Below are 26,147 nucleotides of genomic sequence, written 5' to 3'. Positions count from 1 at the left end.
CCCGCGCAGATCTGCGGGCACCGGCATCCATTCTCCGGCCTGTCCCGCTCACGCCTCGGGCGCGACCAGGCGGCCCTCGTCGTGCGAGGCGATCGCGGCCGCGAAGATCCGGTGGGTCAGCGCCGCCTCCTCGGGCCGCACGCAGCCGAAGCGGTCGCCCAGGTCCCCGGTGAGCTCGGCCAGGAACGCCGCCCACATCTGCAGGATCGCGTCCGAGAACCCCGACTCGAAGTTCGGGCCGGTCACCGTCGGCCACACCGACTGGCTGCCGGCGTCGACCTGCTGCCACGACTGCTGGGCGCCCACGCCGGGCACGTCGATGAGGGCGAACACCTCGACCGACTTGGGGTTCTTGGTGCTGAAGCGCACGCCGCCGTCCATGCCGACGGCCTCGAACTCCCACGTGTTCTTCTCGCCGGGAGCGATGCGCTTGGTCTCGGTGGCGAGCGGGAACGCGGCGCCGTCGTGGGTCGACCACGAGTGGATGACGGCGTTGTCCCACGTGTCGCAGGGCACGAGCGCGCCGTCAGGTCCGGGGCGCTCGGTGACGATGTCCTGCAGCACGCCCATCACCTTCTCGGGAGCCCAGCCGAGCCGCAGGGGCACGTGCCACGTGTGCATGCCGAGGTCGTTCATGACGCCCGCGACGCCGCAGAACTTCTGCTGCCGCTTCCAGTTGAGCGGCTTGTTCACATCGAGATCGCTGGAGTGCAGGAATGTGCACTTGGCCTCGACGATGCGGCCGAGCGCGCCCGAGCGCACGTAGTCGATCGCCCACTGCGCGCCGGGGAAGAACGGCATCTCGCTCGAGACGCGCACGAAGGCGTTCGGCGTCTCCGCGATCGCGGCGGTCACAGCATCCGCCGCCGCCCGGTCGATGCCGAACGGCTTCTCGGCCAGGAGCGCCTTGCCCGCGCGGATCGTGTCGATGTAGAGCGCCTCGTGCAGATCGTGCCGCACCGCGATGTAGACCACGTCGATGTCGGGGTCGGCGAGCAGCTCGCGGTGGTCGGTGGTCTTGAGGCGCACCGTGTCGATGCCGTCGAACCAGTCCATCGCGGCCGGGTTGATGTCGCACACGGCGACCAGCTGCGGGTCGGCGGGGTGGTCGACGAGCGCGGGCCAGCGGCGCAGGGCCGCGGCGATCTCGCGGCCCATCAGGCCGCCGCCGATGATCCCGACGTTGATACGTCGCGCGGACGCGCGCCCGGTCGCGCCGCCCCCGGTCATGCGGCACCGCCGATCAGGGCGAGAGCGTCGTCGACCGAGGCATCCTCGTGCACGACCGCCATGAGCGCGGCGGTGATGCCCGCGGGATCGGGATGCTGGATGACGTTGCGGCCGTAGACGATACCGCGCGCGCCCTGCGCCAGCACGGCCTGGGTGCGCTCGAGGAGGGTGCGGTCGTCGACGCGGCCGCCGCCGCGCACGAGCACGGGGGTGTCGCCCGCGGCCTGGATCACCCGGTGGTAGTCCTCGATGTCGTCGGTCGGGTCGGCCTTGATCAGGTCGGCGCCGAGCTCACGCGCCTGGCGGACGAGGGTGACGATCTTGGCAGTGTCGCCGTCGACGCCGTAGCCGCCCTTGCCGGCGGCGGTCTGCATGACCAGCGGCTCGATCATGAGCGGCATGCCGTAGCGGGCGGCCTCGGTGCGCAGGGCGAGGATCGAGCGGATGCAGTCGGCGCGCACCTCGGGGTGGCCGGGCAGGTCGAGCAGGTTCACGCACACCGCGACGGCGTCGAGTCGTACGGCGACCTCGATGGCGTCCGGGACGTGGATGCTGTGCAGCGGCGATTCGAGCGGATCGCCGTAGACGTTCGCGATGTCGGTGCGCAGCACGAGTCCGGGCTTCTGCTTCCCGGGCACCGACTGCAGCAGCGGCGCCTGGCCGAGCGTCAGCTGGATCGCGTCGGGTCCGGCCTCGACGAGGGTCGAGACCGTCTGCGCCATGTCCTCGATGCCGGCGAGGAAGCCGTGCTCGTGGAAGGCGCCGTGGTCGACGGCCACGTCGAGGGCGCGGCCGGACTGCGCGTTGAAGAGTCGATTGAGGCGGTACGTCGACATCGGTGTGCTGCTCCGTAGCTCGGGCGGACGGGCGCGGCTGTGTGCCCGGGAGACAGTATGGGCACTCTGAGACAACGTTGTCAATCGAAGTTTCGACGGACACGGCCCCGCTGCCCTCTGGCAGCGGGCAATAGCCGTTCCCCTGCTCGTCCAACGCCCGTGCTTTCGCCGAGAGCCCCCGCGGTGTACCGGAAATATCGTGGGCTTCCGTCCATCGCACGGGCCTTGGACGCCGAGTGGGCTGAGGAGAGGCGGGGTGGGCGGCAGAGGACGGCGGACGGGCGGTTCGCGACGATGCGCTACCGTGGCGCTTCGAGTGCGGCGGAGCAGCCGCGCCGGCGAGCGAGAGGCGGGCGCGATGACCGCGGAGCTGTACGGGCGACCGATCGACGAGGCCCTCGCGCGCCTCGGCTCGCTGGGGCAGGCGGTGTCGGTGCAGTCCGCGACGGTGACCGACGGTCCGGATGCCGGTGCTCGCCGCATCCGCCTGGACAACGGCGTGCTCGCGGTCGAGGTGCTTCCCGACCGCGGGCTCGACATCGCGCAGGTGCGCGCCGCCGGCATCCCGCTCGCGTGGATCTCCGGGGCGGGGTTCCCGCCGCTCTCGACCGGGGACGCCGACGGGCGGGGATGGATGCGCGCCTTCGGCGGCGGTCTGCTCACGACGTGCGGGCTGCTCACCTACGGGCCCCCCGGCGAGGACGGCGGGGAGCAGCATCCGATGCACGGCCGGTACTCGTCGCTGCGGGCGAGCATCACGCGCACCGAGGCCACGGCGCAGGAGGTCGTCGTCGAAGGCGTCGTCCGCGAGACGACCGTGTTCGGCCCCGACCTCGAGCTGCGCCGGCGCATCGTGCTGCCGGTGGGGGAGCCGCGCCTCCGGGTCGAGGACGTCGTGGTCAACCGCGGCTCGCGGCCCGTCGAGCCGATGGTGCTCTACCACCTGAACCTCGGCTGGCCGCTGGTCGACGAGGGCACGGTGGTGCGCAGCCCCGCGACCGCCGTCGTGCCGCGCGACGCGCAGGCGAAGGCCGGGGTGGAGTCGTGGCAGACGTTCCCGGCGCTCGCCGACGAGTACCCCGAGCAGGTGTTCACGCACGGGCTTCCGGCCGATCGCTCCGTCGCGGTCGAGGTGGCCGCGCCGTCGGGACTCGCCGTGCGGATCGCGTTCGACACGGCGCAGCTGCCCGGGCTGATCCAGTGGCGGGTCGCCGAGCCGGGGCACTACGTGCTCGGGATCGAGCCCGCCACGGCCCCGACGATCCTCGGCCGCGCCGACGCGCGCGCCCGCGGCCTGCTGCGCCCTCTGGCCCCCGGCGAGGAGCGGATGCTGGGCGTCGAGGTCGCCGTCACGCTCCCCTGAGGCGCCGTCGCCGTCGGGGGCAACGGTGCGGACGCGGTTCGGTAACGAGGCTTGACAACGTTGTCGAGCCGGGTGCATGATCGATCCCACCGATCCGGGGAGTCCCGGAAATACAACGATGACAACGATGTCGAGGACGCGATGACGCAGAACGGTCAGACGACCGGCGGAGAGACCGCCCCGCGGTCGCACGCGCGCATCACCGACGTCGCCGCCCTCGCCGGGGTCAGCATCAAGACCGTGTCGCGCGTCGTCAACGACGAGCCCGGCGTGCTCCCCGACACCCGCGCCCGCGTCGAGCGGGCGGTGAGCGAGCTAGGGTTCGTGCCCGACCTCCGCGCCCGTGCGCTGAAGAAGGGCGACGCCGACACGATCGGCATCGTGATCGACGCGATCGCCGACCCCTTCGTCGCGGCCATCGTCGCCGTGATCGAGGAGCTGGCGCTCGCCCGCGGCCTCAGCGTGCTGTTCGCCAGCACCGGCTTCGACGCCGCCCGCGAGCGCGAGCAGATCGCCCGGCTCTCGGGGCACCGTCTCCGGGGACTCATCGTCGCTCCGGTCGGAGTCTCCTCCGTCGAGCTCGCCGCACTGCGCCGTCGCTTCCCCGTCGTGTGCGTCGACCGCTCGCGCGAGGGCATCGACTCGATCGTGGTCGACGACTTCGGGGCCACGCGCGACGCGACCCGGGCGTTCATCGCGCGCGGCCACCGCCGCATCGGATTCATCGGCGAGGTCACCCCGTACCCCACCGTGGCCGCGCGGTTCGCGGGCTTCCGCGCCGCCCTCGACGAGGCGGGCATCCCGTTCGACTCCAGCCTCGTCACCGAGCACGAGCGCACCCGCGAGAGCGGCGCCACCGCCGCGAAGAGCCTGCTCGACCGCGCCGACGCCCCGACGGCGCTGTTGTGCGCGTCGAGCCCCGCCGCGATCGCGACGATCCGAGGCATCCGTGCCGGTGAGTTCGACATGCCGGCGCTGATCTCGTTCGGCGATTTCGAGCTCGCCGGCGCCATCGACCCCGGCATCTCGTGCGTCGACCAGGATCCGGTGCTCATCGGCGAGGCCACCTTCCGCCGCCTGCTCGAGCTCGTCGATGACCCCGACGCCGCCGCCGCGCACATCGTCGTCCCCACCCGTCTCATCGAGCGGGGCTCGGGCGAGCTCGCCCCCCGCGAAACCGGAGTACCCGCATGATCCCCGTCGTCCTCCCGCCCAACCCGGTGCAGCACTTCTACCGCGGCGGCGACCGCATCGCGGCGCTGCGCGGCATCGTCCCGCAGACCGACCGCCAGCCCGAGGAGTGGCTCGCCGCCACGGTCTCGCGGTTCGGCGACCCGGTCACGGGGCTCGCGGTGACCGCCGACGGCGCGTTCCTGCGCGACCTCGTCGCCGCCGACACCGCCGGGTGGATCGGACCGGGTGAGGGCCGGGATGCCTCCGACGTCGGCATCCTCGTCAAGCTCCTCGACGCGCGCCAGCGCCTCCCCGTCCACGTGCACCCCGAGCGCGGCTTCGCCGCCCGTCACCTCGACTGCCCGTACGGCAAGACCGAGGCCTGGTACGTGCTCGAGACCGAGCCCGACTGCGCCTTCTACGTCGGCTGGAACCAGGAGATCGATCGCGACGAGCTCGACCGCCGTCGCGATGCGCAGGACAGCGAGTGGATGCTCGCCCACATGAACCGTCTCGTGGCCCGCGAAGGCATGGGCGTGCTGGTGCCGGCCGGCACGGCGCATGCGATCGACGGCGGCATCTTCGTCGCCGAGGTGCAGGAGCCCACCGACTTCTCGATCCTGCTGGAGTGGTCGGTGACGACCTCGACCCGCGAGGAGTCGCACCTCGACCTGGGCTTCGACGCCGTCATGCCCGCCGTCTCGACCGCGCACCTGACCGAGGCCGAACTGGCGACGCTCGTGAGCGACGCCGGCACGCGTCCCGCGGGCTCCGCCTTCCGCTCGCTGCTGCCCGCCGTCGCCGACCCGTACTTCCGGCTGACGGATGCCGCGGCCGGCGGCACCTCGACCGACACCCGCCCGGCGGGGTTCGGCGTCGTGCTCGTGACCGACGGCGAGGGCGCGCTGGTCGGCGTCGACGGCCGCATCGACGTCGCGCGCGGACAGGTGCTCGCCGTGCCGCACGGTTTCGGCGACTGGCGCGTCGAGGGCGACGCGGCCGTGCTCCTGGGCGAGCCCGGCACGGGCTGGCCGCAGACCCTGCGAGACGGCGGAGTGCGATGACCGACTACGTCGCGGGCCTGGACATGGGGTCGACGAGCATCAAGCTGCTCGTCGCCACCCTCGAGGGCGCCGAGGTGCTGGTCGTCAGCCGGCGCTCGCCGTGGACCAACCTCGAGGGCGGCCGGGCCGAGATGCCCCTCGATCGCGCCGTCGACGTCGTCCGCGAGCTCGCAGCCGAAGCCGATCGGGCCCTGGCTGCGGGCTACCGCATCCGCGCGCTGGGCATCTCGGGCATGGCCGAGGCCGGGGCGCTCCTCGATGCCGCCGACCGCCCCGCGGCGCCGGTGATGGCGTGGTTCGACCCGCGCGGTGCGGCGCAGATCGCGGCGACGCCCGAGGAGTTCCGCGCCGAGTTCCCCGGCCGCACCGGGCTGCCGGTGGGGCCCCTGGCATCCATCTCCAAGCTGCTGCACCTGCGCGACAGCGGCATCGACCTCGCGGGCAAGACCTTCCTCAACGTGCCCGAGTCGATCGTGCGCGCCCTGGGCGGCCCGCGCGTGGCCGAGTATTCGCTGGTCTCGCGCACGGGGCTCATCGACCAGGACGACAGCAGCCCGTGGGATGCCGCGCTCGCCGTGCTCGGCACCGACGACGCGGTGCTCGCGGAGCGCGTGAGCGCCGGAACGGGCGTCGGCGAGATCACGGACGAGCGGATGCCGGAGGGGTTCCGCGGCGCGGTGCTGACCGTCGCCGGCCATGACCACCTCGTGTCGGCCGTCGCGGCGGGCGCGACCGACAGCGGCCAGATCTACGACTCGATGGGCACGGCCGAGGCGCTCGTGCGCGTGCTCGACGGCCCGCTGCCGTTCGCGGCGCGGGAGCGCCTGGCCCTCGCGGGCATCAACACCGTCCGCCACGTGCTGCCCGGGAAGCGCGTGCTGCTGGCCGGCACGAAGTCGGGTCTGCTCATGCGGCGCGTGCTGCAGCTGCTCGGCATCGGCGACGAGGCGGGGCGGGCCGCGCTGGACGCCCGGGTCATGGCGACGCCGACGAGCGGTGCGCTCGCCCACGGCGGCATCTCGGTCGACGGCGCACGCAACGACGACGGCGTGCTGAAGATCACCGCCGACAGCGACGGGCTCTCGCCCGCCGAGCTGTTCACGGCGACCCTGCTGCACGGCAACGACGTGTGCGCCGAGCTCATGACGATCATGGACCGCGAGGTCGCGGCCCCCACCTCGACGCTGCTCACCGGCGGCTGGGCGGGCATGGCGAGCGTCGTCCGCGCGCGGGAGCTCGTGCTCCCCGCCGTGACGGTGTCGACCCACGACGAGGGCACCGCCTACGGCGCGGCGCTGTTCGCGGCGTACGCCGTGCGCCCGACGACATCCGACACGTTCGAGGCCGTCGCGGCCGCATTCCTGGCGGGCCACTCCGGCTCCGCCGCACCCACGAAGGAGAGGAACTGAAATGGCTGTTCCAGTGCTGCAGGCGCGGGGGTTGTCGCGTCAGTTCGGTCATGTGCGGGCGCTCAACGAGGTGGACTTCGAGGTCTATCCGGGTGAGGTGACCGCGTTGATCGGGGATAACGGGGCGGGGAAGTCGACCCTGGTGAAGGCCCTCTCCGGAAACCTGGCCGTGGACAGTGGCACGATCCTGTTCGACGGGGAGGAGGTGGACATGTCCACCCCCTCCGCCGTCAGCGCGCTCGGCATCGAGACCGTCTATCAGGATCTTGCCCTGGCCCCGCACCTGGACCCGGTGCAGAACATGTACCTGGGTCGGGAGATCCGCCGCCCGGGCATCGCCGGTGCGTTCGGGTTCATGAAGACCAAGGACATGGCCAAAGCGTCCCGGGCCGCGTTCGACGACCTCGGCGCCACGGTGCGTTCCCTCACCTCCCCGGTCGGGGAGATGTCGGGCGGGCAGCGGCAGGCGATCGCGATCGCCCGTGCCGTGCACTGGGCGTCCCGGGTGGTGTTCCTCGACGAACCCACCGCCGCGCTCGGCGTCCGGCAGACCAAGAACGTCCTGGACACCATCCGGCGGGTGTCCGACAAGGGCATCGCGGTGGTGTTCATCTCTCACTCCATGCCCCACGTCATCGAAGTGTCCGACCGCATCCAGGTCCTCCGCCTCGGCACCCGCGTCGCGAACGTCAACGCCAAAGACACCTCGATGGAAGAACTCGTCGGCCTCATGACCGGCGCCGTCACCCGCAACGCCGACGCCACGCCGCCGGCGGACCTCACTGCGGCGGGCGACCTGATCGAGACCCAGAGCACGGACCAGACCCCCGAGGAGACGCAGCGATGAGCGCGACCAAGCCGGCGACCGAGACGGTCGCGATCGGCACGTTCGACGAGCCGAAGCAGGGCTTCTTCCGCGGTCTGCTGCGGGCTCAGGCCTTCCAGATCCTGCTCGTGCTGATCGCCATCATCATCGTCTTCAGCGCGCTGGCACCCGACACGTTCGCGCAGTGGTCGAACTTCCGCCTGATCATCCAGAACGCCTCGATCCTCGCGGTGCTCGCGGTCGGCATGACGTACATCATCATCACCTCCGGCATCGACCTGTCGATCGGATCGGTGCTCGTCTTCTCGGGCGTCGTGTCGGCGATGACCATGCGGGCGCTCGGCGGCGAGGGCTGGGGTGTCGCGACCGTCGGCATCGTGGTGGCGATCCTGTCGGGCATCGCGTGGGGTCTGTTCAACGGCTTCCTGATCGCCAAGGGCAAGATTCCGCCGCTCATCGTGACGCTCGGCTCGCTGGGCATGGCGCTCGGCTTCTCGCAGATCCTCACCGGCGGCGTCGACATCCGCGAGGTGCCGCTCGTGCTCACCACCTCGATCGGCTACGGCAACGTCTTCGGCTCTCTCCCGACGATCTCCGTGATCGCCCTCGTGATCGTCGTGATCGGTGGAGTGGTGCTGCACTACACCCGCTTCGGGCTGCACACCTTCGCGGTCGGGTCGAGCGAGATCGCCGCGCGTCGCGTCGGCGTCAAGGTCGACCGTCACCTCATCGCCGTGTACACGGTGTCGGGTGCGCTGGCGGGTGTCGCCGGCATCCTGTCCCTCTCGCAGTTCTCCACGACCGCGATCGCCGGTCAGTCGCAGACGAACCTGAACGTGATCGCCGCGGTCGTGATCGGCGGCACGTCGCTGTTCGGCGGCGTGGGAACGATCTTCGGCACCGTCGTGGGCCTCTTCATTCCCGCGGTGCTGCAGAACGGGTTCGTGATCACCGGCGTGCAGCCGTTCTGGCAGCAGGTCGCCGTCGGCGCCGTGCTGATCACCGCCGTGTACGTCGACCAGGTGCGGCGCTCGGCCGCCATGCGCGGCAACTCCCAAGGCCTCTGGCGCAAGTTCGTCAGTGGGGGTCGCCGCGGGTGACGGCCCGCGACGACCCGATGAATCAATCAGTCCAACCATCAATTCATCAAGAGAAACGGTAATCACAATGAAGTGGAACAAGAAGGCGCTGGGGGCCGCGGCCGTCGGCGTGTCGGCTGTGTTCATGCTCGCTGCGTGCTCGGGCGGTTCGGCGGGCGGCTCCGCCTCCGGCGGCAGCGGTGGGTACAAGATCGCGTTCGTGCAGGGTGTGGCGGGGGATGAGTTCTATATCTCGATGCAGTGTGGGATCGAGTCGGCGGCGAAGGCGGCTGGGGCGACGGTGACCACGCAGGGTCCGGAGAAGTTCGACCCGACGCTGCAGAAGCCGATCGTGGACGCGGTCGTCGCGTCCAAGCCGGACGCGCTGCTGATCGCCCCGACCGATGTCGCGGCGATGCAGGCGCCGATCGCGGCCGCGGCGGCGGCCGGGATCAAGGTGGTCCTGGTGGACACCACCCTGACGGACCCGTCGATGGCGGTCTCGCAGATCTCCTCCGACAACAAGGGCGGCGGGGCGGCCGCGTTCGACGCGATCAAGGCCGCACACCCGGAGGGCGGGAAGGTCCTCGTCGTCTCCATCGACCCGGGCATCTCCACCAGTGACGCCCGCGCGGCCGGGTTCGAGGAGGCCGTCGCGAAAGACTCGAAGTTCTCCTCCCTCGGGATCCAGTACTCGCACAACGAGCCGGCCACCGCGGCGGAGATCGTCACCGCGGCACTGCAGAAGGACCCCGACATCGTGGGCATCTTCGCCGCGAACCTGTTCGCCGCCGAAGGCACCGCGACCGGGATCAAGCAGGCCGGGAAGACCGGGGTCACCGTCGTCGGGTTCGACGCCGGTCCCGCGCAGGTGAAGGCCCTCAAGGACGGCACCGTGCAGGCCCTCGTCGCCCAGGAACCGGCCACCATCGGCACCGACGGTGTCACCCAGGCCATCAACGCGCTCACCGGCAAGGCGACCGAAGCGCAGATCCAGACCGGGTTCACCATCCTCACCAAGGACAACATCGACACCACCGGCGCCACCGCCGTCTACCAATCCAAGTGCAACTAACCCGCACTGAATGAGACCGCCGGCGGGCACCCACACCGGGTGCCCGCCGGCCACCACGCCCGACCCTTCGACAGGCCCAGAGACCGGGAAGCGCCGGTCGCTGAGCCCGTCGAGGCGTCGTCGCGACCGACAGCATCCCCCGCCTTCCTCTCAGGAGCCCCCATGAACTTCCCCGACCTGGCCGGTCGCACCGCCGTCGTCACCGGCGGCGCGCGCGGCCTCGGCTACTCGCTCGCCTCCGCACTCGCCCGCCAGGGCGCGAAGGTCGCTCTCCTTGATCTGCTGCCGGAGGTCGAGGCATCCGCTGCCCGCCTCGCGGAGGAGACCGGGGTGGCCACTGCCTCCGCGACCGTCGACGTCACCGACGCGACCTCGGTCGAGGCCGCGTTCGCCCAGGTGCGCACGAAGCTCGGCACCGCGGACATCCTCATCACCGCCGCCGGCATCACCACCTGGGGCGACGCCGCGGACGTCGACCCCGCCGCGTGGTCGCGCGTGATCGACATCAACCTCAGCGGCACGTTCTACGCCACGCAGAGCTTCGCCCGTCCGCTGATCGCCGCGGGCCGCAGCGGCTCGGCGATCCTCGTGTCGTCGATGTCGGGCTTCATCGTGAACGTCCCGCAGAACCAGGCGTCGTACAACGCGTCGAAGGCCGCCGTGGCGCACCTGGCGACCTCGCTCGCCGTCGAGTGGGCACCGGCGATCCGGGTGAACGCGATCGCGCCGGGGTACTTCCTCTCGGACATGACCCGGCAGTTCACCGAGGCGAACCCCGACCTCGCCGCCGACTGGATCGCACGCATCCCCGCCGGCCGCATGGGCGAGCCCGAAGACCTCGACGGTCTCGTGCTGCTGCTCGCCTCCGACTCCTCGTCGTACCTCACCGGCCAGACCCTGGTGATCGACGGCGGCTACACCGCGATCTGATGGTCATTCTCGATCCTGCGCTCGACCCGCTCGTCGACCTCAGCCGCCGTCTCGGCGCGCCCGCGATGGAGGCCGCGCTGCTCGGCGAGGGCAACACCTCCGTGCGCGAAGGCGGTGCGATGCGGGTGAAGGCCAGCGGCGCCGTGCTCGGCGAGGCGACCGACGCCGACTTCGTGCGGGTGGAGCTGGATGCTGCGCTCGCCCTGATCTCCGACCCCGATGCGGGCGACGCCGAGGTCGACGCGTTCTTCTCCGCGATCGCCGAGGTCGAGGGACGCCGCCCGTCGGTGGAGGCGCTGCTGCACGTGGTGATCTACGCCGAGACCGACGCGGCGGTGATCGCCCACAGCCACCCCACCTCGGTGAACGCGATCCTGTGCTCGCGCTCGGCCGAGCTGCTCGTGGACGGCGCCCTGTTCCCCGACCAGATCGTGGTGCTGGGCGCGCGGCCGCTGCTCGTGCCCTACATCGACCCGGGCATCCGGCTCGCGCGAGAAGCGCGCACGCTGCTGCGTGCGCACATCGCCGAGCACGGCATCCCGCGCGTGATCTATCTGCGCAATCACGGCATGTTCGCGCTCGGCGCGACGCCCGGGCAGGTGCTCGGCGCGACCGCGATGGCGCAGAAGTGCGCCAAGGCGATCATCGGCGCTCAGGCCGTGGGCGGCGTGGAGTTCATGCCCGCCGAGGAGGTCGCGCGCATCGACTCGCGGCCCGACGAGAAGTACCGGCGCGCACTGCTCGCCGCCGCAGAGGGAGACGCACGATGACCACGCTCGACGGAAAGGTCGCGCTGCTGACGGGCGCGAGCTCGGGGATAGGCTTGGCGACCGCGCAGGCGCTGGTGGCTGAGGGATGCCGCGTGGTCGCGGTGGCCCGCTCCGCCGACGCGTTGGCGGCGCTGGCCGCGACGGCTCCCGACCTCATCACGACGATCCGCGCCGACGTGTCGGACGCCGGGACCGCCCAGCGGCTCGTCGACGAGGCGCTCGAGGCGCACGGCCGGCTCGACATCGTGCTGCCGAACGCGGGGATCTACGTCGGCGGCGACCTGGTCGAGGCATCCGCCGCCGACATCGCCGCGCTGGTCGCGACCAACGTGACCGGCGTGATGACCCTCGTGCGCGCGGCGCTGCCGGTGCTCATCGCACAGGGGTCCGGCGACGTACTGGTGACCAGCTCGGTGTCGGGGCATCAGGACATCGAGTGGGAGCCGGTCTACTCGGCCAGCAAGCACGCCGTGCAGTCGTTCGTGCACACCGTGCGGCGGCAAGTCGCCGAGACCGGCGTGCGGGTGGGGGCGATCGCCCCGGGCGTCGTGCTCAACCCGCTGTGGGGCTTCGAGCACGGATCGCCGGAGGAGGCGGCGCGCATCGCCGAGGGCACCGGCATCCGCTCGTCCGACGTCGCCGACGCGATCGTGTTCATGCTCACCCGCCCGTCGCACGTGGTCGTGCGCGACCTCGTGCTGCTGCCGACCGGACAGCCCATCTGATGCCGCTCGTCGACATGCCGTCGCTGCTGGCGGGTCACCGCGCGGTCGGGGCGTTCAACTTCATCCAGCTCGAGGTCGCCGAGGCGATCGTCGCCGGCGCGGAGCGGGCCGGAACGGGGGCGATCCTGCAGCTGTCGCAGAACGCCGTCGCCTTCCACGGCGGCATGGCGCCCGCGGCGACCGCAGCGCTGCGACTGGCGGATGCCTCGTCCGCCCCGATCCTCGTGCACCTCGACCACGCGACCGACGAGGCGCTCGTCGACGAGGCGCTGGCCCTCGGCGTGCCGTCGGTGATGTTCGACGCCGCGCACCTGCCCGACGCCGAGAACGTCGTGCGGACGGCCGCAGTGGCGGCGCGCGCCCATCGTGCGGGCGCCTGGGTCGAGGCGGAACTCGGCGAAGTGGGCGGCAAGGGTGCGCACGTGCCCGGCGTGCGCACCGACGTCGACGATGCGGTGGCCTTCGTCGCGGCGACCGGCGTGGACGCGCTCGCGGTCGCGGTGGGCAGCGAGCACGCGATGCTGTCGCGCGACGCGGCTCTGGACGTCGAGCTGATCGGGCGACTGGCCTCGGCGGTGCCGGTGCCCCTCGTGCTGCACGGGTCGAGCGGGGTGTCGGATGCCGGCATCGACGGCGCCGTGCGCGCCGGGATGCGCAAGATCAACATCGGCACGCACCTCAACGTGGTGTTCACCGCCGTGGTGCGGGCCCAGCTGGAGGCCCACCCCGACGTCGTCGACCCGCGCAAGTACGTCGCGCCGGCGCGCGAGGCGGTGGCTCTGGAGATCGAGCGGCTGCTCGGGGTGGTCGTCGGAGGGCGTCTATGACGATCGTGACGCTGACCGCGGCGGGCGCGGTGGATGCCACGTACCGGGTGGCGTCGGTGCGCCCGGGCGCGTTCACCCGCGCCTCGTCGTACGAGCGCGAGATGAGCGGCAAGGGCGTGAACGTCTCGGCCGGCCTCGCGCTCGCGGGCGTGCCCACGGCGGCGGTCGTGGTGATCGGCGCCGACGACCTCGACTTCGCGCACCGCTCCCCGCACGCGGCGCTGCTGCGACCGGTGACGGTGCCCGGCGCGACGCGCGTGAACACGTCGATCATCGACGACGCCGGCGCGACCACGAAGGTTAACGCCCCGACCCTTCCCGTCACGGCGGAGACGTGGGATGCCGTCGTGCAGGCGACGCTCGCCGAGCTCGACGGTGCGGACTGGCTCGTGGTGTCGGGCACCGTGCCGGTCGTCGGGGACGGCCTCGCCGACCTCTCGGCCCTGCTCGCGGGAGCCCGTGACCGCGGGGTGCGGATCGCCGTCGACGGCAGCGGCGCGGTGCTCGCCCGGGTCGCCGCCCACCCCGACGGCGTGCGCCTCATCAAGCCCAACGCCGACGAGCTCGCCGAGCTCACCGGCCGCGCGCTGCGGACCCTGGGTGACGTGGTCGAGGCCGCGCGTTCCGTGATCGCGGGCGGCATCGAGGCCGTCTACGCCAGCCTCGGCGCCGACGGCGTGCTGGTCGTCACCGCGTCGTTCGCCGTGCACGCGTCGGCCCGCGCCGTGCGGCTGGCGAACACCGCGGGGGCGGGGGATGCCTCGCTCGCCGGGTTCCTCGTGGGTCTCGGGTCGGGAGCGCTCGACGATGCGGATGCGCTCGTGGCCGCAGCATCCGCCGCCGCCTCCTGGGGCGCGCACGCCGTCGCCCAGGCATCCACTCTTCTGCCCTCACTCGATGGGATGCCCGAGGCCGTGGTGACCCGCGCCCCCGACCTCGCGACCCCGCTCTCCGAGCCGGCGTCGCCGTAGCCGTACGTTTACCCGATTCGGGTGTCGCAACACGCGGTGCGTGCAGTGTCCTCGCCGCGTGTCGCGACCCCGGAACGAGGGGGTCGAGGCTCAGACCACCGCGCGGAGGCGCAGCACCCCGCCGTCCACCTCCAGCGCGATCCGGTCGAGGCCGTCGACCACGACGTCGCCGGGGAGAGCGGATGCCTCGACCGTGCCGGTGATCGCGAGGACGGCGCAGCCGGCGGCGCGGGCCGCGGCGATGCCGGCCACGGCGTCCTCGACCACGAGGCAGCGCGCAGGGTCGACGCCGAGGCGGGCGGCCGCGGTGAGGAACGGCTCGGGGTCGGGCTTGCCGCGCGTAACGTCGTCGGCCGTGACGAACACGTCGGGCTGAGCGAAACCGGCTGAGGCGAGCCGCGCGGTCGCGATCGGCACCGAGCCCGACGTGACGATCGCGCGACGGCCCGCCGGCACCGACTGGAAGAAGTCGTGCGCCCCGCGGATCGGCTCGAGGTCGACGGCGTCGTCGACCTCCAATGACGTCACGCGCGCGAGCCCCTCCTCGTGCAGTTCGGACGGCAGCAGCTTCGAGATCAGCACGCGCGCGGGCTGCCCGTGATTGGCGTGCAGCGCCTCGGCCGACACGGCGTAGTGCTCGGCGAAGCGGCGCCACGAACGGTTGACCGACGCCGTCGAGTCGATGAGCGTGCCGTCGAGGTCGAACAGCACGGCGTCGAAGTCGCGGGCGAACAGCGGGGCCGAGGCATCCACCTCCGTCCGCACCCCCAGCGCGGGCAGCAGCCGCAGCAGCTGCTGGGTCGTGGTCAGCTCGGCGTCGATCGGGATCACCGGCACCGCCGGCGGCAGCGGCTCCACCTCGGGGCGGTGCGCGTCGCGCTCCTCGCCGCGCAGCCCGCGACGCGCCGCGAGCAGTCCGGCGTCGCCCGTCAGGTGCACCACCCGCACCGGTACGGGCGCGACCGCGGCCACGAGCGCACCCCACTCGGCGCCTCCGCGCAGTTCGGCGGTGAAGGGCGCCACGAGCACCGCGCCGCCCGCGGTGGCCACCGCGTCGGCGGCGACGGCTCGCAGCGCCGCGTACCTCCCCGACCGCACGGCACCGGCGAGCGGCGACGACAGCCAGTGCCCGTCGAACACCGACGCGGGCAGCGCGTCGAGCAGGGGGTTGGTGACCGCATCGAGGTCGAGCAGAGGCATCCGCAGCCTCGTCGCCAGCGCGCGACCGAGCGTGGACTTGCCGGTGCCCGCGACACCCGCCACGACGATCACGGCGGGATCGGACATTTGACATGCGGCGCTCATACCCCCACCATAGTCGTAGCAAGTCACCGGTGTCATGGTTGATTTTCCGGGACTCGCTCCGAAACGCATCTCAGAGAGGAGCCCCGTGGCCGACGACGCACGCGAGCGGTTCGCCGACCCCGCCGCCCCTGCCGCATCCGACGTCACGACGCTCGTCGCCGGCATCGACCTGGGCAGCACCGGGCTGAAGATGCTCGTCGTCGACCCCGACGGCGCCGAGGTCGCGAGCGAGCAGGTGCCGACCCCGTGGCGGGTGGGGGAGGGCGGCACCACCGAGCTCGACGCCGATGCGCTGCTGACCTCGATCGCGGAGCTGATCCAGAAGACGGATGCTGCGCTCGCCCCCGTCACCGACGCGCCGATCTCCGCCGTGGGCATCGCGGGCATGGGCGAGACGGGCATGCTGATCGACGCCGAGGGGCGTGCGATCGCCCCGGGCTTCGCGTGGTTCGACCCGCGCGGGCTGGAGCAGATCGCCGCGTTCCCCGACGACGTGCGGAGCGAGTTCGCCGGCCGCACCGGACTTCCGCTCGGCGCCCAGGTGACGGTCGCCAAGCTCGCCTACCTGCGCGACGGCGGCCTCGACCTCACCGGAGCCCGCTGGCTCAACCTGCCCGAGTTCGTCGCGGCATCCCTCGGCGGCGACGTCGCCGTGGAGTTCTCGCTCACCTCGCGCACCGGACTGCTCGATCAGGACGCCGAGGCCGCGTGGCCCGCCATGCTCGACGCGCTCGGAGTGACCACCGAGATCCTCCCCGAGCTGCGCGGCGGCGGGCAGTCGTGGGGCCGCATCGACGGCCGGTTCGGCACGCGACTCGCGGATGCCGAGCTCACCGTCGCCGGTCACGACCACCTCGTCGCGGCCGAGGCCGGTGGCACGCTAGACCCCGACGGCTACCACGTCTCGCTCGGCACCGCCGAGGTGCTGCTGCGCGTGCTCGACGCGCCCCTCGGGTTCGAGGCGCGGCAGCGCCTGGCCGACGCGCTCATCAACGAGGTCGCGCACATCGTGCCCGGCAAGCACGTGCTCGTCGCCGGGGTGAAGACCGGGCTGCTCCTGCGCCGCGCCCTGCACGCCGCGGGCATCTCCGATCGCGCGGGACGCGACGCGCTCGACGCCGAGGTCATGGCCCTGCCGTTCGACGGCGCCCTCCCCGCAGGTGCCATCGAGGTGAGCGGTGCGCGCAACGACGACGGCGTGCTGCGCCTCACCCTGCACGCCGACGGCGCCACCCCCGCCGAGATCTTCGGGGCGACGCTACGGCACTCGAACGACGAGATCGCCCACCTCATCGCCGTGATGGACCGCGAGGTGCCGCCCGCCACGCACGCCACCCTCACCGGCGGCTGGGCGGGAATGGCCTCGGTCGTCCGCGCCCGCGCCCAGGTGCTCCCGAACCTCACCGCCTCCACCCGCGAGCAGGACACCGCGTTCGGCGCCGCTCGCGTCGCCGCGCGGCTGCTGCAGCGATCCGCCGTCTAGACCTCGAGTGCAGCATCCGCTCGCCTCGAACCGCACCCACACGAAAGAGAGACACCCGATGAACGCCCTGAACACCCTCGAGCGCCGCGCGCTGCAGTCGATCTCGACCCCCGACGGCCACATGCTGATCGTCGCCGCCGACCAGCGCAACGGCATGAAGGCCGCGATCAAGGACGCCCCCAACGGCTCCGACGCGATCACCCGCGAGGAGCTCGCCGAGGTGAAGGCCGACCTGGTGCGTCACCTCGCGAACCACGCTCCTGCGATCCTGCTCGACCCCGAGGTCGCGCTCCCCGCGATCGTCGACCAGGGCGTCCTGTCGCGCGACACCGCGCTGGTGGTGGGACTGGATGCCTCGGGCTTCGAGACCGTCGACGGCCTCAAGTACACGCGCTACGTGCCCGGCGCGACGCCCCACTCGATCCGTGAGCAGGGCGCCGACGTCGCCAAGATGCTCTGGTACACGCGCCCCGACAAGCAGGACGTGAACTCGCGCGTCGCGCAGGAGATCCGCGACCTGGTCGCCGCGTGCGACGCCGAGGGCCTACTGCTCATCGTCGAGCTGCTCACCTACCAGCTGGAGGGCGAGAGCGACGAGGAGTACAAGGCCGCGTTCGCCGACCTGGTCATCGACGGTGCGGCCCTCGCGGTCGCGTGCGGCGCGAAGATCCTGAAGCTGCAGTACCCGGGCTCGGCCGAGGCCAGCGCCCGCGTGACCGAGGCCGCCCAGGGCGTGCCGTGGGCCGTGCTGTCGGCCGGCGTCGACCACGAGACCTTCATCGGCCAGGTGCGCACCGCCGTCGCGAACGGCGCCGCCGGTGCGATGGCCGGCCGGTCGCTCTGGAAGGACAGCCTGTCGGCGGATGCTGCGCTCCGCGAGGACCTGCTCACCAACCGTGCGCTCCCGCGTCTGCACGAGCTGGCCGCCGCCGTCGACGGACAGTGACCGCTGATCCTCCGGGAGCCGCCCGCGCGGTTCCCGGAGGATAGGGTGGCGCGAGGCATCCGTCCCTCGCTCGCGAAAGGAGACCGCACGTGACGACCATGCGTGACGTGGCCGCGCTGGCCGGCGTGAGCACGAAGACGGTCTCCCGGGTCTTCAACGACGACCCGCACGTGCTGCCGCACACCCGCGCCGAGGTCGAGAAGGCCATGCGCGAGCTGAACTACGTGCCGAACGCGCTGGCCACGACGTTCCGCGCCGGCCGCGCCCCGGTGATCGGCGTCGCGGTGCCCGACATCGTCGACCCCTTCTTCGCCGCGATCGCCCGTGCGATCGAAGACACGGCGCGCGCCCGCGGCATCTCGACGATGGTCACGAGCCTCGGCGAGAACCCCGACGACGAGCGCGACGCCCTCGAATCGATGCTCGGCCGCCAGCTCTCCGGGCTGGTCGTCGCCCCCGTCGGGTCGGACCACTCCTGGCTCGAGCGCTGGCGGTCGCACACACCTTTGGTGTTCGTCGACCGCGGCCCCGTGCACCTCGACGCCGACACCTTCACCGAGAACGACGAGGGCGGCGCGTTCGACGCGGTGTCGCACCTGATCTCGCACGGCCACCGCCGCATCGCCTACATCGGCGACGTCGTGCGCCTGTCGACCGAGACGAAGCGCTTCGAGGGCTGGCGCCGCGCGCAGCGCGAGGCCGGCATCCGCGTCGGCGACGACCTGGTCGCGCGTCTCGTGTCGGATCGGGATGCCGCGGCTTTGGCAGTGTCGCGGCTACGCGGTCTTGCGGATCCGCCCACGGCGCTGTTCTCCGCGAACGCCCGTACCTCGATGGCTTTGGCGCATGTGCTGCGGGATTCGCCGATGGCGATGGTCGGCTTCGGCGACTTCCCGATGGCGGACACCCTGACCCCGTCCATCACGGTCATCGACCAAGACCCGTACCGGCTCGGGACCCTGGCCGCGGGGCGCGTGTTCGCCCGGCTGGCCGACGAGGAGGTCGAGGCCGAGGTGAGCGTGCTCGACGTGTCACTGGTTGAGCGGGAGTCCTGCCGGGTGGGTTCGGCGCGGGGCTAAGTCGCGGGCGACCGAGAAAGAAGAGGGAGCATCTCGCCGATTGACGCGATCCCCGTTCATTCGGTCGCGATCGATCCGCGATCTCGCTTCTCGCTTTCATGTCCCGCGAAGCGCGCGATAAAGGCACGGATTTGCTTGTCAGAGGCTCCATAGCGGCGTAGTCGGCGCACGTAGGCGTCGCAGATGGCCATGCGCGTCAACTCAAAGAGTACGTCGCCGACTCTGAGGCGCTTCGAGAGCGACAGGGCGAGCCACACCACGCAGTACCACGGCGTCGACCGCAACACCTCGACGAGAATTTGATTCGGGTCCATTCGGCCCCCAAAGAACAAGCACGGAGTACACACATGCTGGTTTCGGAAGCCACGGGCGGACGCCGATCGCTGACGACAGTATTGGCGCAACAATCCCGAGGCCGCAATAGAGCCGATGGCGTCTTCAGCGCATTCACGGGAAGCGCGTCCCCCACTCTCACAGACAGTCATTCGACGTCGTCGGTGATCAAACGCCCGCAGACCGACGGGCATTCGATCGTCAACGGCGGTCGCCGAGTAAACAGAGGCAAGCCGGCGCATGAGACCCCCCTTGCACATCTTTCCAACGTTGCTATCCTCCCCTCGAGGCACGGGAGTGAGTCCAGAGAACTCGGATATGGTCGATCGCCGCTAGTACTAGTCCTGGAAAGCTGCTCGAGATCTTGGATCGACCGATCCGCTTTCGGTAAGGCAGTGCAACACCCAGCAAGCGCGATGCCGGGATGGAGCGAGATGCGTGCAGCGTGATGTCGAGGTTCCACCCATAGCGCGGGTGACGTCCCGTGGGGTGGTGTAGTTTCCCGGCTCGAGTGTCACGTCGATGACGTGGTGAGCCATCGTGCGATGGTCAGTGAGAACTGTCTAGGAATCTCACGGAAGGACACATACGCACGATGGCTCTTGACCAGTCTGCCCTCCTCGAGTTGCTCGGGGAGCTGAAACTCACAGATGTGAATAACCGGATCCGGGTCGCGACCGAGACGCTCTACCAAGAGCTGATCGACGCGGAAGCGGCCGCGTTCATCGGCGCCGCCCCGTTCGAACGCAGCCCGGACCGGGTGACCCAGCGCAACGGGTCCCGGCTTCGCACGCTCACTACGACCGCGGGTGAGCTCGAGTTGCGGATCCCGAAGCTGCGGCAAGGGTCGTTCTTCCCGTCGCTGCTGGAACGCCGCCGCCGAGTCGATCAAGCACTGTTCGCGGTCGTGATGGAGGCGTACGTGCACGGCGTGAGCACCCGCAAGGTCGACGATCTCGTCAAGGCGCTCGGCGCGGACACCGGCATCTCGAAGTCGGAGGTCTCGCGGATCTGCGGCAACCTCGACGAGGACGTCGCCGCGTTCCGGGACCGGCCGCTCGCAGACACGACATACCCTTACGTGTTCCTCGACGCGACTTACTGCAAAGCCCGCGTCGGCCGGCGCGTCGTCTCCCAAGCCGTGGTCGTCGCGGTCGGTGTCGCCGCCGACGGGCGCCGGGAAGTCCTGGGGTTCGAGGTCGGGGACACCGAATCGCAGCCGTTCTGGACCACGTTCCTCCGATCCCTCAAGGCCCGCGGACTGGACGGGGTGAAGTTGGTGATCTCCGATGCTCACACCGGGCTGATCGCCGCGATCGACACCGTGTTCCAAGGCTCGTCATGGCAGCGGTGTCGGGTTCACTTCATGCGGAACGTGCTCGCGAACGTCCCGAAGACCGCCGGCCCGATGGTCGCGTCGATCATCCGCACGATCTTCGCGCAGCCCGACACCGAGCATGTGTTCACCCAGTTCCATGAGGTCGTCCGCATGCTGACCCGGTCGCACCCGAAGATCGCCGGCATGCTCGAGGACGCGAAGAACGACATCCTCGCGTTCTGCGCGTTCCCCGCCGCGCACTGGCGACAGATCTGGTCCACCAACCCGCTCGAACGCGTCAACTGAATCGGCCTGACTTTCGTTCCGTTCTTCAAGCAAGGATGGAACTCGATGAACAGGAAGTATTCGCCGGAGATGTGTGAGCGCGCGCTGCGGATGCTCGCGGAGACGCGGCCGTCGCACCCGAACATGATGAGCGCGGTCCGTCACGTCGCGGGGTTGCTGGGCATGAGCCCGGAGACGCTGCGGCTCTGGCAGCGCCGCTACGAGGTCGACGCCGGCGGCAAGCCTGGGGCGACCGAGGCCGCGCAGCGGATCAAGCAGCTCGAGAAGGAGAACGCCGAGCTGCGGAAGGCGAATGAGATCCTCAAGGCTGCGAGCGTGTTTTTCGCGAAGGAGCTCGACCGCCCCTGACCGAGATGATCCGGTTCATCAATGAGCACCGGGATCGTTTCGGGGTCGAGCTCATCTGCCGTGTCCTGCGACCGGCAGTGCAGGGCTTCCTCACCTCCCGCGGCTACCGCGCCGCCATCGGCCGTGCGCCGTCCGCGCGGCAGTTGAAGGATGAGCTGCTGGTCCCGGAGGTCGCGAGGCTGCACGCCGAGAACTACGGCGTCTACGGCCGCCGGAAGATGCATGCGCTGATGCGCCGGCAAGGCTGGGACATCGGCCGCGACCAGACCGAACGCCTCATGCGGCTCGCTGGGGTCCGCGGCGTCCGGAAGTCGAAGCGGGTATTCACCACGCGCTCCGACAAGACCGTGGCGCTGCCGAGCGACCTGGTCAACCGTCGCTTCACCGCGCCGGCGCCGCGACGGCTCTGGGTGTGTGACGTGACGTATGTCGCCACCTGGTCCGGTTTCGCGTACGTCGCGTTCGTCACCGACGTCTACTCGAGGCGGATCGTCGGCTGGAACGTCGCATCCACGCTGCGCGCCGAGATCCTGCCGATGCAGGCGCTCGACATGGCCGCCTGGGGCGTCGGCGGACGGCTCGACGGGCTCATCCATCACGCTGACCATGGGTCGAACTACACCGCGATGGTCTACACGGAGCGGATCGTCGAGCTCGGCGCGGTCCCCTCCACGGGGACCGTCGGCGACTCGTTTGATAACGCGATGGCAGAGGCGGTCAACAACCTCTACAAGACCGAGCTGATCCGTCAGCGCGGACCGTGGCGGACCGTCGAGCAGGTCGAACTCGCGACGCTCGAGTGGGTGTGGTGGTGGAACAACCAGCGCCTCCACGGCGAGCTCGACATGCGCACCCCGATCGAGGTCGAGAACGCATACTACGCTGACCTGGAATCAGCCCAACCGGCACCTGCCGGACAAGGCTCCCGATAGGAACGAAAGTCAGGCCGATTCACGATGATGGCGTTCATGGACGAGAACGGGCTGGTTCTCACCTCTTCACAAGACGAGCTTGTCAAGTGGACAGTCCGGGTCGCGGGACATCGCCTTGGCGCGAACAAGTTCACTGGCGACCGCAGCGACATTGAACTTCAGCTGATGGCGCAGTGGCTACTGCAGCACAGCCGAGGAATCGAAGCGGGCGAGCGGGTCATCACTTTCGCGCAGCTTCGACGACGTCTCACCGCTCTCGATTGCTCGGTAGAGATAACCAGCAACCGCGGGGGCCGGGCTGTGGTCGAGCGCACAGTGACTGTCAATCGACGTTCGCTCCTCGGTACGCGGCCGAGATCTCAACGCGCGCGATACAACCTGCCCTACGGTGGCGACGGCAGGCAGGTCGCTCGCAATCGCATCAAGGAGCTGAGGCGGGAACTGCAGCTTTCAGATGAGTTCGGCATCGACTCTGCTGCCTTCTACGGAACCGACAGACTCCCGGTTGACGCGTTCATCGCGGAGTACCGAAAGACACTTCGTCGGCTCGCGCGAGTGTAGCTTTCGCACCGCCAGCTCCTGCCGCTGCCCCCGGCCGATCCCTCCGCACGCGGCGCCCATGAGGTCGTAGGCGCTCGCAGCTCGCGTGTCGATCTCACCCAGCCGTGGTTAGCGGAATCCGGACCACGCGTCTGCCATACTCGCCCTCGTGGGGGACGGACTGGACTGGGCCATGATGCTCGACGAACGCACAGGCTGGCTGGTGCCCGGCGTGCACGAAGTGGAGATGGAAGACGTCTACCGCGAGTTCGCGGCTGACGGCGGAAGCGATCGCCGCACAGCTTGGATGGCGCTCGAGCAGCTCCTGGCGCACTTAAGGGAGCTCTTCCCTAGCGGCAGGCTGCTGCTCGCCGGGACCTTCGTGTCCAGGCAGGCAGGCCCTTGCGAAGCTCTCGAAGTGGCAATCATCCCCGATGAACCGAGCACGATCGAGCACTGGACCGACAGCGAGGAGCACCGATTCCAACTGTGTATGTCTCTGCACGACGTGATCGTCGCGTCGCTCGGGCCAGAGTACTTCGAGGTGCTGCACCCGTTTGGGGGTCGACTCGAGTCGTACTTCGTGGTGCCTGAGGATGCTGACCAAGTAGTCACGTGGATGGGTACCGTTACCCTTCCCACAGGCGACGATGTCCCTGGATATCGAGGAGTGGTGGAGGTGGTCTGGTGATCCGCGACGAGATCGATGGCTTGCTCTCCACGATCGGCACCGATACTCGCGTCGACAAGTACCGACGCGGCTCGCTCCTTGCGCTCAGAGCAAAGTTCACTCCGCCCACCACGCAACTGCGTGTCGACATCGACGGTCCGGTAACCGCGACGGTCATCGCGAACGTCACGTCCGCGCTGCAGCGAGCTACTGCGCTGGCCGCTAAGGCGCTCCTTTACCCATCGAACGCGGCCATCAATGTGCAGGCCGGGCTGCTCGAGCGCGCCCCGCTAGTGCCCGTCGGACAGTCCCGAGGCACGCTCTACTTCGAGTTCCCGACAACCGATGTCGACCCCAAAGCGATGGAACGGTCGCCGACGGCGCACCTTGCGGAGAGCGCCGTGCGGGAACTGATCGAGATACTTCCGGAGAATTCCGACGACCAGCGGACCCTCCGCGCTCTACCCCTCCGCCGGCCTCAATACAGGTCGGCTGTGAAGTCGTTGGCCGCCGCTCTGGGCGGCACGTCGTCGATCTCGCTGTCGATGACCCCGACGGGCGAGGCAGAGCAGCAGCACTCCGTCCTCACGGTTGAACAAGCCGCGGAAGTTCCAGAGCTCCTTTCCGATGCTCAAGATAAGAAGGACACCCTGACTGTTTACGGGATCATGGACGGTATGCGCACACGGCGGCGCCTGTTCTATATCGAGGAACGTGACAGCGGTCACGAGTTCTACGGCGCAGTCGACGAATCGCAGTTGTCGACCGTAATGGATCTCGTCGGCCAGCCGGTGGTCGCGCGAATCGAACGACTCGTCACGCTGCGCGCTGACGGATCGAAGTCTCATCCGAGCTACTCCCTACTTTCCGTCTCCCCAGACAAGCGCCTTATCTGAGATCAATCGCTCGCGGCCGCTCTCCTATATCCGCGGGCGATGATCATCACTGCGAACTCGACCGAAGACCTACGTGAAATACCTCGCCCCGGCGCGCTTGCTGAGCAGCTGGCTCGATGCTGCCGAGGCGTGTGCGCACGCTGATCAAACATCACGCAGCGTTCTCTAGGTCTGCGCGATTAGGGGCCGAAGCCGCGCGGTGCCCGCAAGGGGATCGGCGCGGTCCCGGCCGACCGTCCGTTGCGCAAGACTAGGTGGCCTCAACGTTCCAGTGCAGGGAGCGAAATGCGGCTGACCGACAACGACATTCGCCATCTCTTCAAGTTCGGGATGGGAATGCAACGCCTCGATGAAGCACACCATCTCCCGATCCACGGGAGGGTAGAGCCCCATCCGGACAACCCTGACTGGATCAACTTGTGGGTCGCCGACGGTGCGAACACGGTGTTGCCGCGCGATGTCGAGCACGACGGGATAGGCGGTTACCTGTTCAACGATCCCTGGGGTGGGCACAGGCGAGTGTTCCCGCTCCCAGAGGCCGAGGAGGTGTCCTTCGGAGCGTGGGACATGGCTACCGAGGTTGACGAGGAGCGCGATGGTGCAGCCGACCGCGAACTCTCCCTGCACTCGGGAGGAGTGCCTAGCCCCACCGCGTCGGACGCCGTCGTTCCGCCAACGGCGATGGAGTACCTCCTTGTTCATTACGGCCTCGACGGGTACGCCTGGGGTGTCTGGCGCACACCGATCGAGTACCACTACGGCGACGACGCGCAGGACATGTTTGCAAGGGGGGTCAGCATCGTCGAGAGTTGGGACGACGTGACTCCGTGGCCCGAATGGATCGACTCGATCGCGTGGAACTCTCCCGACCCCGAAAGCCGTTGGGACATGTTCAAATCCGACCAGCCAGTAGACCTGATGGACCTGCTCTCGCAGATCCGTGGTGGCCTGACACACGCGGAGCACATCCTGACGCACGGTGACCAAGCTCAATCCACAGACCACGAGCGCGACTAACAATCGGCGCTGGCGAGAGCGGAGTGATCGCCGGCAACACACCTCAGTCGGGCAGTGCACGCAAGAGGATCCCCGCGGATTCCAGGTCTACGCTCAAATGGTCGCTCAACCGATGGGATGTATCGGTGAAACTGCTCTTCGAGGCATCCGCGCCCGTGAACGCGGATCCCATCGCTGTCGAACACCTCATCGATGACGGCTGGATGCTTCGTCGGTTCCTCTCGGGAGATGAGTCATCCACGACAGCCGAGGACGCTGCCAAATACGTCGATGTGGATTACAGCCCTCGGGCCGTCGGGATCCAAGGTCATTGGTGGTATCGCGGCGAGATCAGCGTGACCAGCAACCCCACGACGCTTCACTATCGAGTCTTCAACATCGCAGGCCGCAGCGCTTGGGCGGTGCCGCTGGCTAACCGATTCTTCATCGGTTACGCCGCCACCGTGCAACACGGTGTGGACGACCTCGCCCAGGCCGTCGAACGGCATCTTTCCGAAGACGCATCGCAAACCGACTGAGCTGGGCAGGCGCTTGTTTTTCCGCCGACCTGCCTGCCGCTCACCGCGTTGCGGATAGGGACTCGAAACGAGCAATCGCTTGGGCCACGCATCCACCCCGGGGGAGCGAGCTGGTCGAAGTGACGCTAAGCGTGTGGATGGAGTCGCATAGCGTGTTTCGCGGCAGCCGACCGCCACA

The 26,147-nt window shown here is 69.9% G+C and carries 25 protein-coding genes and 1 pseudogene; 22 read left to right on the top strand and 4 right to left on the bottom strand.

The genetic code is table 11. From position 1 onward, the window contains the following. Positions 1-48: 48 nt before the first annotated feature. Both ACSJDX_RS04575 and ACSJDX_RS04570 read right to left on the bottom strand, forming a co-directional pair. Complete coding sequence (locus ACSJDX_RS04575; protein ID WP_438354394.1) at positions 49-1,230, bottom strand: Gfo/Idh/MocA family protein; 1,182 nt, start codon at positions 1,228-1,230, stop codon at positions 49-51. Further along, positions 1,227-2,066, bottom strand: coding sequence for a class I fructose-bisphosphate aldolase (locus ACSJDX_RS04570; RefSeq protein ID WP_438354393.1), 840 nt, complete (start codon positions 2,064-2,066; stop codon positions 1,227-1,229). The genes ACSJDX_RS04575 and ACSJDX_RS04570 overlap by 4 nt, the downstream gene beginning before the upstream one ends. A 358-nt stretch (positions 2,067-2,424) precedes the next feature. Here ACSJDX_RS04570 and ACSJDX_RS04565 point away from each other — a divergent pair, with 358 nt between their 5' ends. The 12 genes from ACSJDX_RS04565 to ACSJDX_RS04510 all read left to right on the top strand — a co-directional run bounded on the left by ACSJDX_RS04565 (position 2,425) and on the right by ACSJDX_RS04510 (position 14,278). Next, complete coding sequence (locus ACSJDX_RS04565) at positions 2,425-3,429, top strand: aldose 1-epimerase family protein (RefSeq protein WP_438354392.1); 1,005 nt, start codon at positions 2,425-2,427, stop codon at positions 3,427-3,429. Positions 3,430-3,570: 141 nt separating this feature from the next. Further along, entirely contained in the window at positions 3,571-4,623 is a 1,053-nt protein-coding gene (locus ACSJDX_RS04560) for a LacI family DNA-binding transcriptional regulator (protein WP_438354391.1), read from the top strand. Continuing rightward, the gene (locus ACSJDX_RS04555) at positions 4,620-5,666 is read left to right on the top strand and encodes a class I mannose-6-phosphate isomerase (protein WP_438354390.1); all 1,047 of its coding nucleotides are present in this window, start codon (positions 4,620-4,622) and stop codon (positions 5,664-5,666) included. Before ACSJDX_RS04560 ends, ACSJDX_RS04555 begins: the two co-directional genes overlap by 4 nt. Further along, positions 5,663-7,075, top strand: a complete 1,413-nt coding sequence (locus ACSJDX_RS04550; RefSeq protein WP_438354389.1) for an FGGY-family carbohydrate kinase — start codon at positions 5,663-5,665, stop codon at positions 7,073-7,075. The genes ACSJDX_RS04555 and ACSJDX_RS04550 overlap by 4 nt, the downstream gene beginning before the upstream one ends. A 1-nt stretch (position 7,076) precedes the next feature. After that, positions 7,077-7,922, top strand: coding sequence for an ATP-binding cassette domain-containing protein (locus tag ACSJDX_RS04545; protein ID WP_438354388.1), 846 nt, complete (start codon positions 7,077-7,079; stop codon positions 7,920-7,922). Beyond that, positions 7,919-9,001 (top strand): ABC transporter permease, encoded by a 1,083-nt coding sequence (locus ACSJDX_RS04540; RefSeq protein WP_438354387.1) that lies wholly within the window; start codon positions 7,919-7,921, stop codon positions 8,999-9,001. The genes ACSJDX_RS04545 and ACSJDX_RS04540 overlap by 4 nt, the downstream gene beginning before the upstream one ends. A gap of 67 nt (positions 9,002-9,068) precedes the next feature. Continuing rightward, the gene (locus ACSJDX_RS04535; protein ID WP_438354386.1) at positions 9,069-10,055 is read left to right on the top strand and encodes an ABC transporter substrate-binding protein; all 987 of its coding nucleotides are present in this window, start codon (positions 9,069-9,071) and stop codon (positions 10,053-10,055) included. A 162-nt stretch (positions 10,056-10,217) separates the two neighbouring features. Continuing rightward, positions 10,218-10,985 (top strand): SDR family oxidoreductase, encoded by a 768-nt coding sequence (locus tag ACSJDX_RS04530; RefSeq protein ID WP_438354385.1) that lies wholly within the window; start codon positions 10,218-10,220, stop codon positions 10,983-10,985. After that, positions 10,985-11,755 carry a class II aldolase/adducin family protein gene (locus ACSJDX_RS04525; protein WP_438354384.1) on the top strand — a complete coding sequence of 257 codons (771 nt, stop codon included), beginning with the start codon at positions 10,985-10,987 and terminating at the stop codon, positions 11,753-11,755. Before ACSJDX_RS04530 ends, ACSJDX_RS04525 begins: the two co-directional genes overlap by 1 nt. Then, positions 11,752-12,480, top strand: coding sequence for an SDR family oxidoreductase (locus ACSJDX_RS04520; protein WP_438354383.1), 729 nt, complete (start codon positions 11,752-11,754; stop codon positions 12,478-12,480). Before ACSJDX_RS04525 ends, ACSJDX_RS04520 begins: the two co-directional genes overlap by 4 nt. Next, positions 12,480-13,307 (top strand): class II fructose-bisphosphate aldolase, encoded by an 828-nt coding sequence (locus ACSJDX_RS04515; protein WP_438354382.1) that lies wholly within the window; start codon positions 12,480-12,482, stop codon positions 13,305-13,307. Before ACSJDX_RS04520 ends, ACSJDX_RS04515 begins: the two co-directional genes overlap by 1 nt. After that, positions 13,304-14,278 (top strand): 1-phosphofructokinase family hexose kinase, encoded by a 975-nt coding sequence (locus ACSJDX_RS04510; protein WP_438354381.1) that lies wholly within the window; start codon positions 13,304-13,306, stop codon positions 14,276-14,278. Before ACSJDX_RS04515 ends, ACSJDX_RS04510 begins: the two co-directional genes overlap by 4 nt. A 90-nt stretch (positions 14,279-14,368) precedes the next feature. Here the strand turns inward: ACSJDX_RS04510 and ACSJDX_RS04505 are convergent, their stop codons facing one another. After that, positions 14,369-15,565: an HAD-IA family hydrolase gene (locus ACSJDX_RS04505; RefSeq protein ID WP_438354380.1), complete on the bottom strand. Its 1,197-nt coding sequence runs from the start codon at positions 15,563-15,565 to the stop codon at positions 14,369-14,371. 103 nt (positions 15,566-15,668) lie between these two features. On the opposite strand from ACSJDX_RS04505, the gene ACSJDX_RS04500 reads away from it, so the two are divergent. The 3 genes from ACSJDX_RS04500 (at position 15,669) to ACSJDX_RS04490 (ending at position 19,091) form a co-directional block, all read left to right on the top strand. Next, positions 15,669-17,066 carry an FGGY-family carbohydrate kinase gene (locus ACSJDX_RS04500; protein ID WP_438354379.1) on the top strand — a complete coding sequence of 466 codons (1,398 nt, stop codon included), beginning with the start codon at positions 15,669-15,671 and terminating at the stop codon, positions 17,064-17,066. 58 nt (positions 17,067-17,124) lie between these two features. Beyond that, positions 17,125-18,012, top strand: a complete 888-nt coding sequence (locus ACSJDX_RS04495; protein WP_438354378.1) for a hypothetical protein — start codon at positions 17,125-17,127, stop codon at positions 18,010-18,012. 98 nt (positions 18,013-18,110) lie between these two features. After that, entirely contained in the window at positions 18,111-19,091 is a 981-nt protein-coding gene (locus ACSJDX_RS04490) for a LacI family DNA-binding transcriptional regulator (RefSeq protein ID WP_438354933.1), read from the top strand. Between the two features lie 56 nt (positions 19,092-19,147). Here ACSJDX_RS04490 and ACSJDX_RS04485 read toward each other — a convergent pair whose 3' ends face one another. Continuing rightward, positions 19,148-19,405 carry a hypothetical protein gene (locus ACSJDX_RS04485; protein ID WP_438354377.1) on the bottom strand — a complete coding sequence of 86 codons (258 nt, stop codon included), beginning with the start codon at positions 19,403-19,405 and terminating at the stop codon, positions 19,148-19,150. Positions 19,406-20,019: 614 nt separating this feature from the next. Here ACSJDX_RS04485 and ACSJDX_RS04480 point away from each other — a divergent pair. The 7 genes and pseudogenes from ACSJDX_RS04480 to ACSJDX_RS04450 form a co-directional block, all read left to right on the top strand. Continuing rightward, positions 20,020-21,045: pseudogene (locus ACSJDX_RS04480) on the top strand (IS256 family transposase); the annotation flags it as partial. 48 nt (positions 21,046-21,093) lie between these two features. Continuing rightward, a protein-coding gene (locus ACSJDX_RS04475; RefSeq protein WP_438353915.1) for an IS3 family transposase occupies positions 21,094-22,328 on the top strand; the annotation gives its coding sequence in 2 pieces (ribosomal slippage) (positions 21,094-21,370 and positions 21,370-22,328; 1,236 coding nt in all). A 36-nt stretch (positions 22,329-22,364) separates the two neighbouring features. After that, positions 22,365-22,889, top strand: a complete 525-nt coding sequence (locus tag ACSJDX_RS04470) for a hypothetical protein (RefSeq protein ID WP_438354376.1) — start codon at positions 22,365-22,367, stop codon at positions 22,887-22,889. A gap of 148 nt (positions 22,890-23,037) precedes the next feature. Beyond that, entirely contained in the window at positions 23,038-23,559 is a 522-nt protein-coding gene (locus tag ACSJDX_RS04465; protein WP_438354375.1) for a DUF6932 family protein, read from the top strand. After that, positions 23,556-24,434: a hypothetical protein gene (locus tag ACSJDX_RS04460; protein ID WP_438354374.1), complete on the top strand. Its 879-nt coding sequence runs from the start codon at positions 23,556-23,558 to the stop codon at positions 24,432-24,434. Before ACSJDX_RS04465 ends, ACSJDX_RS04460 begins: the two co-directional genes overlap by 4 nt. A gap of 285 nt (positions 24,435-24,719) precedes the next feature. After that, positions 24,720-25,451: a hypothetical protein gene (locus tag ACSJDX_RS04455; protein ID WP_438354373.1), complete on the top strand. Its 732-nt coding sequence runs from the start codon at positions 24,720-24,722 to the stop codon at positions 25,449-25,451. A 125-nt stretch (positions 25,452-25,576) separates the two neighbouring features. Further along, positions 25,577-25,969 carry a hypothetical protein gene (locus ACSJDX_RS04450; protein ID WP_438354372.1) on the top strand — a complete coding sequence of 131 codons (393 nt, stop codon included), beginning with the start codon at positions 25,577-25,579 and terminating at the stop codon, positions 25,967-25,969. Positions 25,970-26,147 lie beyond the last annotated feature (178 nt).

Origin of the sequence: Microbacterium fluminis (genome assembly GCF_051549805.1) — a bacterium.
GTDB lineage: Bacteria > Actinomycetota > Actinomycetes > Actinomycetales > Microbacteriaceae > Microbacterium.
Note: the sequence above shows the minus strand (reverse complement) of the source record. Positions and strands in the feature narration are given on the sequence as shown.

What these genes read in the sequence shown, in the direction of transcription:
- ACSJDX_RS04535 (WP_438354386.1), top strand. Translation starts at nt 9,069, where the DNA reads ATGAAGTGGAACAAGAAGGCGCTGGGGGCCGCGGCCGTCGGCGTGTCG.
- ACSJDX_RS04560 (WP_438354391.1), top strand. Translation starts at nt 3,571, where the DNA reads ATGACGCAGAACGGTCAGACGACCGGCGGAGAGACCGCCCCGCGGTCG.
- ACSJDX_RS04555 (WP_438354390.1), top strand. Translation starts at nt 4,620, where the DNA reads ATGATCCCCGTCGTCCTCCCGCCCAACCCGGTGCAGCACTTCTACCGC.
- ACSJDX_RS04575 (WP_438354394.1), bottom strand. Translation starts at nt 1,230, where the DNA reads ATGACCGGGGGCGGCGCGACCGGGCGCGCGTCCGCGCGACGTATCAAC.
- ACSJDX_RS04455 (WP_438354373.1), top strand. Translation starts at nt 24,720, where the DNA reads ATGCGGCTGACCGACAACGACATTCGCCATCTCTTCAAGTTCGGGATG.
- ACSJDX_RS04570 (WP_438354393.1), bottom strand. Translation starts at nt 2,066, where the DNA reads ATGTCGACGTACCGCCTCAATCGACTCTTCAACGCGCAGTCCGGCCGC.
- ACSJDX_RS04470 (WP_438354376.1), top strand. Translation starts at nt 22,365, where the DNA reads ATGGACGAGAACGGGCTGGTTCTCACCTCTTCACAAGACGAGCTTGTC.
- ACSJDX_RS04495 (WP_438354378.1), top strand. Translation starts at nt 17,125, where the DNA reads ATGAACGCCCTGAACACCCTCGAGCGCCGCGCGCTGCAGTCGATCTCG.
- ACSJDX_RS04540 (WP_438354387.1), top strand. Translation starts at nt 7,919, where the DNA reads ATGAGCGCGACCAAGCCGGCGACCGAGACGGTCGCGATCGGCACGTTC.
- ACSJDX_RS04525 (WP_438354384.1), top strand. Translation starts at nt 10,985, where the DNA reads ATGGTCATTCTCGATCCTGCGCTCGACCCGCTCGTCGACCTCAGCCGC.
- ACSJDX_RS04490 (WP_438354933.1), top strand. Translation starts at nt 18,111, where the DNA reads ATGCGTGACGTGGCCGCGCTGGCCGGCGTGAGCACGAAGACGGTCTCC.
- ACSJDX_RS04520 (WP_438354383.1), top strand. Translation starts at nt 11,752, where the DNA reads ATGACCACGCTCGACGGAAAGGTCGCGCTGCTGACGGGCGCGAGCTCG.
- ACSJDX_RS04510 (WP_438354381.1), top strand. Translation starts at nt 13,304, where the DNA reads ATGACGATCGTGACGCTGACCGCGGCGGGCGCGGTGGATGCCACGTAC.
- ACSJDX_RS04485 (WP_438354377.1), bottom strand. Translation starts at nt 19,405, where the DNA reads ATGGACCCGAATCAAATTCTCGTCGAGGTGTTGCGGTCGACGCCGTGG.
- ACSJDX_RS04530 (WP_438354385.1), top strand. Translation starts at nt 10,218, where the DNA reads ATGAACTTCCCCGACCTGGCCGGTCGCACCGCCGTCGTCACCGGCGGC.
- ACSJDX_RS04565 (WP_438354392.1), top strand. Translation starts at nt 2,425, where the DNA reads ATGACCGCGGAGCTGTACGGGCGACCGATCGACGAGGCCCTCGCGCGC.
- ACSJDX_RS04505 (WP_438354380.1), bottom strand. Translation starts at nt 15,565, where the DNA reads ATGTCCGATCCCGCCGTGATCGTCGTGGCGGGTGTCGCGGGCACCGGC.
- ACSJDX_RS04515 (WP_438354382.1), top strand. Translation starts at nt 12,480, where the DNA reads ATGCCGCTCGTCGACATGCCGTCGCTGCTGGCGGGTCACCGCGCGGTC.
- ACSJDX_RS04545 (WP_438354388.1), top strand. Translation starts at nt 7,077, where the DNA reads ATGGCTGTTCCAGTGCTGCAGGCGCGGGGGTTGTCGCGTCAGTTCGGT.
- ACSJDX_RS04550 (WP_438354389.1), top strand. Translation starts at nt 5,663, where the DNA reads ATGACCGACTACGTCGCGGGCCTGGACATGGGGTCGACGAGCATCAAG.